This window comes from Massilia sp. Bi118, from assembly GCF_918697865.1.
Classification (GTDB): Bacteria; Pseudomonadota; Gammaproteobacteria; order Burkholderiales; family Burkholderiaceae_D; genus Telluria.
This window is the reverse complement of record NZ_CAKKMV010000007.1, coordinates 143,786-155,547: the sequence shown is the minus strand read 5'-3', so window position 1 is coordinate 155,547 and position 11,762 is coordinate 143,786. Positions and strand designations below refer to the sequence as shown.

Genomic DNA, 11,762 nt, shown 5'->3' with positions numbered 1-11,762 from the left:
GAAGTGTGTACGTGCGGGTGTGTCGATACCGCCTCCGATAAAATATCAGCGTCGTCCCCGCGCAGGCGGGGACCCAAGTTTGCTAGAATACCGCCAACTTCAATTGGAGGACTTCACCCATGCGCCTGTAATGCCCGCTCTCGCAATCACCGCGACAGCACAGAACCCTCATCGCCGCTTTCGATTGGAAGGCCGGCGCGGTTTCGACTGGCATTACAAGGATCACACATGGCGCATCCCTATCTCCTGGCCCTGCACGGGCTGACCCTCGCCCTTCCCGACGGGCGCATTCTGTTCCACGACCTTCATGAAACGTTCGGCGCCGAACTCGTCGCCCTGATCGGCCCGAATGGCAGCGGCAAGTCCTCGCTCGGCCGCGTGCTTGCCGGCTTGTCCCAACCGGCACAAGGCCGTGTCGAGCACGCCGTCCCGGTTCATTACGTCGAACAGCAGACGGGTCTTCTTCACGCCACCAGCCTGGCGCAACTGGCCGGCCTCGATGCGCTACTGGGCGCCCTGCGGCGTTTGGCGGCCGGCGACGCGCGCGATGATGACTTCGCGATCATCGGCGAACGCTGGGACCTCGAAGCACGCTGGCAGGCGATGCTGGACCAGGCCGGGCTGGCTGAATCCATGACGCCGGCGTCGCTGTCCGGCGGCCAGCGCACCCTGCTCTCCCTGATCGGCGCTTTCTGCAGCGAGGCCGGCTTTCTTATCCTGGACGAACCCGGCAACCACCTCGACCGCGAGCGGCGGCGCTTCCTGATCGAGCAGATGCAGGCCTGGCGCGCAGGCGGCCGCGGGCTACTGGTGATCAGCCATGACCGCGAACTGCTGGAGCACGCCGACCGCACGCTGGAAGTCCACGCGCGCGGCCTGCGGCGTTATGGCGGCGGGTGGTCGCTGGTCTCGGAGCAGCGCGGCGCCGAACTGGCCTCGATGGAAGCGCGGCTCGAACGTGCGCGCGTCGAGCGCCGCAACGCAGAAGCGACGATGCGAACCGAAGCCGAACGCGCTGCACGCAAGAGCGCCCGCGGCGCGCGCGCGAAAGCGGCCGGCGGCCAGCCGAAGATCGTCCTCAACGCCCTGCCCCAGCGCGCCCAGCAGACCGACGGCGCGCGCGCCGAGCGCCATGCGCAGCGGCGGCAGGACCTGAAGCAGGACGTGCTCGACGCCTTCGATGCGCTCGACGGCGCGCTGGAGCGGCCCAGCTTTCCGCTGCTGGACTTGAATATTCCCGACGGCCAGTCGGCCGTGGTGCTGGAAGAACTGGTAGCGCCGTGGGGCCCGCGCCACCCGCTGGACTGGGGTGCGAACGGTGCGGCGAGGATCGCGATCCGCGGGCCGAATGGCTGCGGCAAGTCGACCCTGCTGCGGGTGATCGCCGGCGAGATCACGCCGCTGTCCGGCCGCTGCCGTACGCTGCCTGCGGTGCTGCTGGATCAGCATTTGGCGATGCTGGATCCTTCAAACAGCCTGCTCGATCAACTGCGCGCAACTGCGACTCAATATGACGAAGGCCGGCTGCGCCAATACCTGGCGCTGGCCGGTTTGAAGCCTGACCGGGTGCAGCGTCCATCGGGAAGTTTGAGCGGCGGTGAAAGAATGCGCGGGGCGCTGCTGTGCGCCGTGCTGCGCGAACCGGCGCCGCGTTTGCTGCTGCTGGATGAGCCGACCAATCACCTGGACTTGCATGGGATCGAGGCGCTGGAGGCGATGCTGCAATCGTGGCAGGGTGCGCTCGTGGTGGTGTCTCACGACGAGCGCTTCCTCGCCCAGCAAATGCTTACCCATCAATTAAGCTGGAATCAATACGGATGGGTTAGCAAGCTGGGCATGGCTTACTGCGATTAGCACAAAGTATATGTACTATTGCACAATGGAAAATGTCCTCATAGACTTATAGAGGCGCATCGCTCACCTTTTGATACCAGGACTTCGCAAATGCCGATAGATGAACTGATCACACCGCTGACACCTTCGCTCAACATCATGCTCGGCGCGCTTGCTGCCACCCTCGCCGCACGACTGCAGTTTTGGTCAACTGAGCGCACCCAAAAGGCACGGCTGAAAGTCGAGAAACTGGAACGCGCCTATCAGCTATCCCAAAAGATCGCAGAAGGGTATAAAAGAGAAATCATCAATGCGAAACGGCACTTGCCGGCGCACCCAGATAAATATAACGAATATCGACAGCATCTGGGCAGCGAAGTCAGTGAGCTGAAGATGGTTATAAGAAGCTATGCGCCTTCCCTTTCGGCATGCCTGCAGCAGGTCGAAAACGGTCATAAACCATTGAAAGAAGCATTCGAAGAAATCGACAGCCAGATCGCTATGGGCACACCGCTCACCGGAATCGATTTCCCAGCGCTATTTCAACTTTGGGAAGGCTATTTGAAGCTATTGAATCAAGGACTCGTCGGTATCAAGCGTGGCATTGAAGAGCAATTGCTCGCACTGACCAAAAATTAGCCCTGACCTGTCCGCTCACCATTGCAAGAGAGGACGACTCGCTGTCACGGTATCAACGAATGCACGTGGCGCGAGTTAAAGGCTTACAGGAACCGATCCAGAATCTTCCGGCTACCCTTATCGATCGCAAACATGTCGCGAATAAGGAAGTGAATCCCATGGCTGTCGGCGATCAGCAAGGAGTAAGCGCCCAAGCGGCGAATATCCTCCTCCCCCTTCAGCACGAACTCGGTGTCGCCCCGGTCCGTCTTCACCCGCCAGGTCGAAGGCGTGGCAAAACTCGACACGCCCTTGATCGACTGGATCTCGGGCATGAACTCGCGCCCATCCAGCTCATCGGTCACCAGCGCACGCACTTCGGGCGGCACGTCCGCGAGGTCCTCGATCCAGGCCACTTCCTTGCCGCCTTCGCGCACCAGCGAGATGCCGCGGCTCGGCGCCTGGACCGGGAAGGAGCGCACCGGCGCGACGCCGACGAATTCTTCGCCCTCGGCATTGGTCAGCACCAGCTTGCCGAACGAATCGCGGCGTAAAGTAAAAGTCGTCATCAGTCTTCCTTGCCTTCGTCGTCCGGACCTTCGTCGACGTTGCGCGCCTGCGCTTCGTACAGGCGGTAGTAGGCGCCTTCGGCGGCCATCAGTTGGTCGTGGTTGCCCTCTTCCACCACCACGCCGCGGTCCAGCACGACCAGGCGGTCGGCGCGGTGCAGCGTCGACAGGCGGTGCGCGATGGCGATCGTGGTGCGGCCCTGCACCAGGTTGTCGAGCGCCTTCTGGATTTCCTTCTCGGTTTCCGAGTCCACCGAGGAGGTCGCCTCATCGAGGATCAGGATAGGCGGGTCGATCAGCAGGGCGCGCGCAATCGAGATGCGCTGGCGCTCGCCGCCGGACAGGCCCTGGCCGCGCTCGCCGACCATCGAGTCGTAGCCCTGCGGCAGGCGCAGGATGAATTCGTGGGCGTGGGCGGCGCGGGCAGCGGCAATGATGTCTTCGCGGGTGGCGTCCGGCTTGCCATAGGCGATGTTCTCGGCAATCGTGCCGAAGAACAGGAAGGGTTCCTGCAGCACCAGGCCGATGTGGCGGCGGTAGTCGGCCACCGCGAACGAGCGGATATCCTTGCCATCCAGGAGAATGGCGCCCTCGGCCACGTCGTAGAAGCGGCAGATCAGGTTCACCAGCGTCGATTTGCCGGAGCCGGAATGGCCGACCAGGCCGACCATCTCGCCGGCCTTGATATTCAATGAAACCCCGCGGTTGACCGCGCGGTTGCCATAGCGGAAGCCGACTTCGCGCAGTTCGATGTTGCCCTGGACCTTGTCCAGCTTGATCGGGTTGACCGGATCCGGCACGCTCGACACGTGGTCGAGGATGTCGAAGATGCGCTTGGCGGCCGAGGCCGACTTTTGCGTCACCGAGACGATACGGCTCATCGAATCCAGGCGCACGTAGAAGCGGCCGCTGTAGGCGATGAAGGCGGACAGGGTGCCGACCGTGAGCTCGCCCTTGCTTACCTGCCAGATGCCGAAGCACCAGATGACCAGCAGGCCGAGCTCCGTCAGGAAGGAGACGGTCGGCGAGAACAGCGACCAGACCTTGTTCAATTTATCGTTGACGGCCAGGTTGTGCTTGTTCGCATCGCGGAAGCGGACGGCTTCGCGCTTTTCCTGGGCAAAGGCTTTCACCACGCGGATGCCCGGGATGGTGTCGGCCAGCACGTTGGTGACCTCGCCCCACACGCGGTCGATCTTTTCGAAGCCGGTGCGCAGCTTGTCGCGCACGACGTGGATCATCCAGGCGATGAAAGGCAGCGGCGCCAGGGTGACCAGGGCCAGCTTGGGATTCAGGCTGAACAGGATCGCGCCGGTCATGATGATCATGAGCACGTCGGACAGGAAGTCCAGCAGGTGCAGCGACAGGAACACGCAGATGCGGTCGGAGCCGCTGCCGATGCGGCTCATCAGGTCGCCGGTGCGCTTGCCGCCAAAAAACTCTAACGACAGCCGCAACAGGTGCTCGTAGGTTTCCGAGCGCATGTCCGCGCCCATCCGTTCCGACACCAGGGCCAGCACGTAGGTGCGTCCCCATCCCAGCGCCCAGGCCAGGACTGCCGAGGCCAGCAGGCCGCCCATGTACATGTAGACCAGCCCGGTGTCGATCTTCTGGCCGTTCTGGTAGGGGATCAGAACGTTGTCCATCAGCGGCATGGTCAGGTAGGGGGGAATCATGTGTGCGCCGGTACTGGCCAACATCAGCAAGAATCCGAGGAACAGCTGCCCTTGATACGGCTTGGCGAAGCGCCACAAACGGAACAGGGTCCAGGTGGACGGCGGGGTGTGCAGCACCTTGGTACAGATCGGGCAGTCTTCCTGGTCGGCTTCGAGCGGCGCCTTGCAGCTCGGGCAGGTGTGCTGCTCGGGCGGCTGGACGGCGACGCCGGTCAGGTAGCTCTGGACCTGGTCGTGGAACTGGTCGACCAGGCGGATCGCCTGCAGGTTCTGGCCGAGGGTAAAACGCCAGGCCGCCAGCAGGCCCCTGGCGTCGACCAGCTCGATGTGGCCGACGCCGGCGTGGTCGTAGTGGCGCATCGCCAGCCCGGCGCGGTAAGGCCAGTCGCGCCAGTGCTTGTCGCCGGGGCTGAGCGTGAGTAAGCGAATGTTTGTTACAACCAGTATCCCTTTGGTGAAATGTAATTTCGCGTCGAGGTCAACCTCGAGGGCGCTTAAAACGTTTTCCCCTGGCGCAAGCTTTTTCTGGACGTCCGCCTGCCATTGCTCGGGCAGGAAACTGGCGGCTGCCAGCGGTGCGGAAGGAACTAGTTGTTGAGTCGTCATGTGCTATCAGGAATTCGTGTGCGCCAAAAGCATGGAACGCTGAGCAGGGCACGCCGGTTGACAGGCGTACGGTATTCTATCGGCGGGGGCGAGACTGGCAGAATTCGGTTCAGCACGGTAAGCTTCGTTTCGGCAAGTATACAACATGTGCGCTGCAGCAATTCGGCACAAACATAAGGCAACGCCGCGTGGTGAGAGAGCGGTCACTGCGGGGCAAGATATTTTTCATGACAAACAAGAAAGACATTAAGATTCTTCGTGTAACCCACCTGCGTGGACCGAACATCTGGACTTACCGCCCCGTCATCGAGACCTGGCTCGACATCGGCGAACTCGAAGAATGTCCTTCGAACACCCTCCCCGGCTTCAACGAGCGCCTGACCGCCTGGCTGCCGGGACTGATCGAACACCGCTGCGGCGTCGGCGAGCGCGGCGGCTTCCTGGAACGCCTGCGCGACGGCACCTGGGCCGGCCACATCCTCGAACACGTCGTCCTCGAACTGCAGAACATGGCCGGCATGAAGACCGGCTTCGGCAAGACCCGCTCGACCAGCGACCACGGCATCTACAAGATGGCCTTCCGCACACGCGACGAAGTCGTCGGCCGCGCGGCCCTGCAGGCCGGCCACGCGCTCCTGATGGCCGCCATCAACGACACCCCGTTCGACATAAAGGCCACGGTGGCGCAGCTGACCGAACTGGTCGACCGCTACTGCCTCGGCCCGTCCACCGCCAACATCGTCGATGCCGCCACCGAGCGCCGCATCCCCTCGATCCGCCTCACCGAAGGCAACCTGGTACAGCTCGGCCATGGTGCAGCTCAGCGCCGCATCTGGACCGCCGAAACCGACCGCACCAGCGCCATCGGCGAAAGCATCGCCAGCGACAAGGACCTGACCAAGACCCTGCTCGCTTCCTGCGGCGTGCCGGTGCCGGAAGGCGCTGTCGTGCGCAGCGCGGACGCCGCCTGGGATGAGGCCGAGGACATCGGCCTGCCGGTGGTGATCAAGCCGGTCGACGGCAACCATGGCCGCGGCGTGACCCTGAACCTGATGAACGAAGCGGACGTGAAGGCCGCCTATGCGATCGCCGCCGAAGCCGGCGACTCCAGCGCCGTGCTGGTCGAGCGCTACGTGCCGGGCAACGAGCACCGCCTGCTGGTGGTGGGCTCGAAAGTGGTCGCCGCCGCCAAGGGCGAATCGCTGTTCGTGACGGGCGACGGCAAGTCGACCGTCACCGAATTGTGCGACAGCCAGATCAACACCGACCCGCGCCGCGGCCTCAGCGAAGAACACCCGCTCGGCCTGGTGACCCCGGACGACGACGAGATCAAGCTCGACCTGCAGCGCCAGGGCCTGACCCCGGCCTCGGTCCCGCAAGCCGGCCAGAAGGTGCTGATCCAGCCGAACGGCAACGTCGCCGACGACGTCACCGACGAGGTGCATCCGGACGTGGCCTACGTGGCGGCGCTGGCCGCGCGCGTGGTCGGCCTCGACATCGCCGGCATCGACCTGGTGTGCGAAGACATCTCGCGCCCGCTGGAAGAACAGCGCGGCGCCATCATCGAAGTCAATTCCAGCCCGGGCCTGCTGGCCCACATCAAGCCGGCCACCGGCAAGCCGCGCGAAGTCGGCAAGGCGATCGTCGAGCACCTGTTCGCCGATTCGCCATCGGCTGGCGACGCCTCCGGCCGCATCCCGGTGATCGGCGTGACCGGCCAGCGCGATGCCGCCCTGGTGTCGCGCCTGGTGTCCACCGTGCTGCGCCTGTCGGGCAAGTACACCGGCGTGGCCAACCGCCACGGCCTCTACCTGGATGGCCGCAAGGTGACGCCGGCCGACTGCACCCGTTTCGACGCTGCCCAGCGCCTGCTCATCAACCGCAACGTGCAGGCCGCCGTGTTCGAATCGCATGCGCGCGCGATCCTGACCGAGGGCCTGCCCTACGACCGCTGCCTGGTGGGCGTGGTGACCGGCATGGGCTCCGTCGCCGACGTCGAGGACCTGTACGTGCGCGACGAGGACGCCCTGTTCAACGTGGTGCGCAGCCAGGTCGACGTGGTCCTGTCCGAAGGCGCTGCGGTGCTGAACGCCGCCGACCCGCAGGTCGTGAAGCTGGCCGAACTGTCCGATGGCGCTGTCATCTTCTACGCGCTGGACGAGAACAACGAAGTCCTCAGGCAGCACCGCGCCGCCGGCGGCCGTGTGGCCTTCCTGCGCGACCAGCACATCGTGCTGGCCCAGGGCGCCGAAGAAGCGCCGCTGCTGGGCCTGGCCAAGCTGAAGCCGGCCACGGCGGGCGAGCCGGAAGCGGTGCTTGCCGCCTCCGCCGCCAGCTGGGCGCTGGATGTGCCGACCGACCTTGTCTGCGCGGGCCTGCGCACCTTCGACGCGGCCGCCCAGAAGGCCGACATTTAAAAACATTAGGATCGATTCATATGGAAGTATCTCGCGTCCGGGCCCTGCGCGGTCCCAACCTGTGGAGCCACCACACCTCGGTCGAGGCGATCGTCTCCTGCTCGCCGGAAGAAGAGTCGATCAAGTCGCTGCCCGGCTTCGAAGCCCGCCTGCGCGCCCTGTTCCCGCAGATCGGCCAGCTGCAGCCCTTCGGCCATGACGACACCATCCCGCTGGCCCACGTGCTGGAAGTCGCGGCCCTGGCCCTGCAGGCGCAAGCCGGCTGCCCGGTCACTTTCAGCCGCAGCACCGCCACCATCGAGCGCGGCATTTACCAGGTCGTGGTCGAGTACAGCGAAGAAGACGTCGGCCGCCTGGCACTGACCCTGGCCGAGCAGCTGATCCAGGCCGCGCGCGCCGACCAGCCGTTCGACCTCGACGGCGCCCTGCACCAGCTGCGCGAACTCGATGAAGACGTGCGCCTCGGCCCCTCCACCGGCTCGATCGTGTACGCCGGCGTGGCCCGCGGCATCCCCTTCCGCCGCCTGACCGAGGGCAGCCTCGTGCAGTTCGGCTGGGGCAGCCGCCAGCGCCGCATCCAGGCCGCCGAGATCGACGCCACCGGCGCCATCGCCGAGACCATCGCCCAGGACAAGGAACTGACCAAGAAGCTGCTCGATGCCGCCGGCGTGCCGGTGCCGCTGGGCCGCGTCGTGGTGGACCCGGACGACGCCTGGGCCGCCGCCCAGGAGATCGGCCTGCCGGTCGTGATCAAGCCGAAGGACGGCAACCAGGGCAAGGGCGTGACCGTGAACGTCAACACCCGCGAACAGCTGACCGCCGGCTTCCATGCCGCTTCCGAATTCCGCGACGACATCCTGGTCGAAAAATACCTGCCAGGCCACGACTACCGCCTGCTGGTGATCGGCAATCGCCTGATCGCCGCGGCCCGCCGCGACCCGCCGCACGTGGTCGGTGACGGCGTGCACACGGTGCGCCAGCTGGTCGACACCGTCAACCAGGACCCGCGCCGCGGCACCGGCCACGGCACCGCGCTCACCAAGATCCGCTTCGACGACATCGCCCTCGCCTCGCTGGCCAAGCAGGGCTATGACGCCGAATCGGTGCCCTTGAGGGGCCAGCGCGTCACCCTGCGCAACAACGCCAACCTGTCGACCGGCGGCTCGGCCACGGACGTGACGGACGACGTGCATCCGGAAGTGGCCGCACGCGCCATCGCCGCCGCGCACATGGTCGGCCTCGACATCTGCGGCGTCGACCTGGTCTGCGACAGCGTCCTCAAGCCCATCGAAGAACAGAACGGCGGCATCGTCGAAGTCAATGCGGCTCCCGGCCTGCGCATGCACATCTCGCCATCGTTCGGCAAGGGCCGCGCGGTGGGCGAAGCGATCATGGACACCCTGTACGCGCCCGGCGACGACGGCCGCATCCCGGTGGTGGCCGTGACCGGCACCAACGGCAAGACCACCACCGTGCGCGTGATCGCGCACCTGCTGGCGACCTCCGGCCTGCGCACGGGCATGACGAATACCGACGGCGTCTACATCCAGGGCCGCCGCATCGACAGCGGCGACTGCAGCGGTCCGCGCAGCGCGCGCAACGTGCTGCTGCACCCGGACGTCGACGCTGCCGTCTTCGAAACCGCGCGCGGCGGCATGCTGCGCGAAGGCCTGGCCTTCGACCGCTGCCAGGTAGCGGTGGTGACCAACATCGGCGCCGGCGACCACCTCGGCCTGAACTACATCACCACGCTGGAAGACCTGGCTGTCCTCAAGCGCGTGATCGTGCAGAACGTGGCGCCGGACGGCATGGCGGTGCTGAACGCGGCCGACCCGATCGTCGCCGCAATGGCCGAGAACACCCGCGGCGACGTGACCTACTTCGCGCTGGACTGCTCGCTGCCGATCATGCAGAAGCACCGCGCGCAAGGCCGCCGCATCGTCTACGTCGAGAACGGCCACATCGTCGCGGCGCTGGGCAAGCAGGAAGAGAAAATCGACCTGAAAGAAGTGCCGATCACCCGCGGCGGCGTGGTCGGTTTCCAGGTCGAGAACGTGATGGCCTCGGTGGCCGCGGCCTGGGCCGTCGGCATCGATTGGAGCACCATCCGCACCGGCCTGAAGACCTTCGTCGGCGAGAGCGACAATGCGCCGGGCCGCTTCAACGTCTTCGACTACAAGGGCGCGACCGTGATCGCCGACTACGGGCACAACCCGGACGCGATCCAGGCCCTGACGCAAGCCGTGGAAGCCATGCCGGCCAAGCGCCGCTCGGTCCTGATCAGCGGCGCCGGCGACCGCCGCGACGAAGACATCCGCGACCAGACGCGCATCCTGGGCAAGGCCTTCGACGACGTGCTGCTCTACGAAGACCAGTGCCAGCGCGGCCGCTCGGAAGGCGAAGTCGTGGCCCTGCTGCGCGAAGGCCTGAAGGACGCACCGCGCACCAGCCACGTCGAAGAGATCAAGGGCGAATTCGTCGCCATCGACCGCGCGCTGGAGCGTTTGCAGCCGGGAGATTTGTCGCTGATCCTGATCGACCAGGTCGACGAGGCGCTGGCGCATATTGCCAAGCGGGTGGCGGAGGCGAAGGCTTGATTGGCTTGAGGTGAGCAAAAGACGGGCGCCAGACGGCGCCCGTTTTCTTTTGTTAACTCGTCGTCCCCGCGAAGGCGGGGATCCAAGTTTGACGCACACCACGAAAGCCACACGATTCAGTTAGCCACCGCACAAGCCCCACCCGCCGCATGCCTTACCATGAACGGTCACGACATCGCCCGGGCAGCAAGATCATGACGAACGACAAGGCTCCAAGCGAACTCCCCTTCCGCTCCCTGCTCTACCGCTTCCTCTTCTTCGACTGGCTGTTCCGCGACGTCAGCGCCGCGCGCAACCGCATCGAGCGCCACGCCGCCTTCCAGCACAACCGCAAGATGAGCCGCTACCTGCCGGTCTACCTGCGCCGCTGGTCCTTCCTCACCGCCTTCGACTTCGCGCTCGGTGTGCTGTTCGAAAAGGTGCTGCAGGCCGGCCTGCTGTCGGCCTGGTTCTTCACCTGGACCTGCGTGACCCTGACCGGCATGGTGGTGATCACGGTCGCGTGGCTGGTACTGACCCACGCCAGACCTTCATGACATTCTTGATGTCAACTAAAATTTCCTAATCGCAAATGCGCGATCATTGCCTCTACCCAACCACCACGGAGGCACACATGACTTACCTGCGCATGGCTCAGAAAGTTCCCCGTCTCTACCCCGGCAATCGCAAATTCGAACGGCGCATCGATGAGCGCACCGCCAGCGACATCGGCGACGCCCTGCGGACCGACAGCGTCCAGGCAGCGGCGATGGCAATGGATCACCTGCAAGTCGACGTCGATGTAGCGCTGCGCGTCTTGGCCGGTAAAAATGACGATCGGGGCAAGAAGCGGCGACAAGCAGACGAAGACTTGCCGGCCGCCGCCTGAATCAAGCTTTCCGCACTTGTCTTCCTCCGTCCTGTGCCGGCATTGCCGGCCGGGACTTCGTTGCTCACCATCCCCCTGCACTGTTGACGTTCGCTAAGTTGCCATATCGGCAAGGCGAGATCATGTCATTTCAATAATGGAGGTTCAAAATGAGCTACCAATGGATCGACGACCACGGCCTTACCCGCAACCCGCACACCGACGCCCTCGGCGAGCGCCGTACCGACCACCAGACCGCCGAGAAAATCCGCGATGCGTTGCGAGCGCGCAGCATTCATGCGGCGGCGCAGGCGCTGGAGCATCAGCACGTCGATCTGGCGACAGCCTTGCGGGTGCTGGCGAAGCCGGAGTGGCGGCGGGCGTGTTGACGAACAAGCTCCTTTCACCCTCCCCGCCCAGCCCTAACGCGGTAAAATGGCAACCCAAGCCCGGCCCCCTGCCGGGCTTAGCCTGAATAGCCATGAACGTCCCACACGAAATCAACGCCGCTGCGGCCAAGGCGCTTGCCACCGCCGAAAAACACACTCCGATGATGCAGCACTACCCGCGTATGACTTTCTAATGGCCGTCTTTACTAC

The 11,762-nt window shown here is 64.8% G+C and carries 9 protein-coding genes; 7 read left to right on the top strand and 2 right to left on the bottom strand.

All coding sequences use genetic code 11. From position 1 onward, the window contains the following. The first annotated feature begins 228 nt into the window (after positions 1-228). Positions 229-1,854, top strand: coding sequence for an ATP-binding cassette domain-containing protein (locus LQV39_RS12385; protein WP_230025903.1), 1,626 nt, complete (start codon positions 229-231; stop codon positions 1,852-1,854). Positions 1,855-1,944: 90 nt separating this feature from the next. Next, complete coding sequence (locus LQV39_RS12380) at positions 1,945-2,472, top strand: hypothetical protein (RefSeq protein ID WP_230025901.1); 528 nt, start codon at positions 1,945-1,947, stop codon at positions 2,470-2,472. A gap of 83 nt (positions 2,473-2,555) precedes the next feature. Here the strand turns inward: LQV39_RS12380 and LQV39_RS12375 are convergent, their stop codons facing one another. Beyond that, complete coding sequence (locus tag LQV39_RS12375) at positions 2,556-3,020, bottom strand: DUF1854 domain-containing protein (RefSeq protein ID WP_230025899.1); 465 nt, start codon at positions 3,018-3,020, stop codon at positions 2,556-2,558. Next, on the bottom strand, positions 3,020-5,302 hold the full coding sequence (locus tag LQV39_RS12370) for an ABC transporter ATP-binding protein (RefSeq protein WP_230025897.1): 2,283 nt from the start codon (positions 5,300-5,302) through the stop codon (positions 3,020-3,022). Before LQV39_RS12370 ends, LQV39_RS12375 begins: the two co-directional genes overlap by 1 nt. 227 nt (positions 5,303-5,529) lie before the next feature. Between LQV39_RS12370 and cphA (LQV39_RS12365) the strand changes: the two genes are divergently transcribed. The 5 genes from cphA (LQV39_RS12365) to LQV39_RS12345 all read left to right on the top strand — a co-directional run bounded on the left by cphA (LQV39_RS12365) (position 5,530) and on the right by LQV39_RS12345 (position 11,552). Then, positions 5,530-7,719: a cyanophycin synthetase gene (gene cphA, locus LQV39_RS12365; protein WP_230025895.1), complete on the top strand. Its 2,190-nt coding sequence runs from the start codon at positions 5,530-5,532 to the stop codon at positions 7,717-7,719. 20 nt (positions 7,720-7,739) lie between these two features. Next, positions 7,740-10,316 carry a cyanophycin synthetase gene (cphA, locus tag LQV39_RS12360; protein ID WP_230025893.1) on the top strand — a complete coding sequence of 859 codons (2,577 nt, stop codon included), beginning with the start codon at positions 7,740-7,742 and terminating at the stop codon, positions 10,314-10,316. A gap of 194 nt (positions 10,317-10,510) precedes the next feature. Then, positions 10,511-10,852: a hypothetical protein gene (locus LQV39_RS12355; protein WP_230025892.1), complete on the top strand. Its 342-nt coding sequence runs from the start codon at positions 10,511-10,513 to the stop codon at positions 10,850-10,852. A gap of 77 nt (positions 10,853-10,929) precedes the next feature. Continuing rightward, the gene (locus tag LQV39_RS12350) at positions 10,930-11,184 is read left to right on the top strand and encodes a hypothetical protein (RefSeq protein WP_230025890.1); all 255 of its coding nucleotides are present in this window, start codon (positions 10,930-10,932) and stop codon (positions 11,182-11,184) included. 149 nt (positions 11,185-11,333) lie between these two features. Further along, positions 11,334-11,552, top strand: a complete 219-nt coding sequence (locus LQV39_RS12345) for a hypothetical protein (protein WP_230025887.1) — start codon at positions 11,334-11,336, stop codon at positions 11,550-11,552. The last annotated feature ends 210 nt before the right edge of the window (positions 11,553-11,762 follow it).

Excerpts from the sequence above, each read along its gene's own strand:
- LQV39_RS12385 (WP_230025903.1), top strand. The coding sequence starts at position 229 with ATGGCGCATCCCTATCTCCTGGCCCTGCACGGGCTGACCCTCGCCCTT.
- LQV39_RS12380 (WP_230025901.1), top strand. The coding sequence starts at position 1,945 with ATGCCGATAGATGAACTGATCACACCGCTGACACCTTCGCTCAACATC.
- LQV39_RS12375 (WP_230025899.1), bottom strand. The coding sequence starts at position 3,020 with ATGACGACTTTTACTTTACGCCGCGATTCGTTCGGCAAGCTGGTGCTG.
- LQV39_RS12370 (WP_230025897.1), bottom strand. The coding sequence starts at position 5,302 with ATGACGACTCAACAACTAGTTCCTTCCGCACCGCTGGCAGCCGCCAGT.
- cphA (WP_230025895.1), top strand. The coding sequence starts at position 5,530 with ATGACAAACAAGAAAGACATTAAGATTCTTCGTGTAACCCACCTGCGT.
- cphA (WP_230025893.1), top strand. The coding sequence starts at position 7,740 with ATGGAAGTATCTCGCGTCCGGGCCCTGCGCGGTCCCAACCTGTGGAGC.
- LQV39_RS12355 (WP_230025892.1), top strand. The coding sequence starts at position 10,511 with ATGACGAACGACAAGGCTCCAAGCGAACTCCCCTTCCGCTCCCTGCTC.
- LQV39_RS12350 (WP_230025890.1), top strand. The coding sequence starts at position 10,930 with ATGACTTACCTGCGCATGGCTCAGAAAGTTCCCCGTCTCTACCCCGGC.
- LQV39_RS12345 (WP_230025887.1), top strand. The coding sequence starts at position 11,334 with ATGAGCTACCAATGGATCGACGACCACGGCCTTACCCGCAACCCGCAC.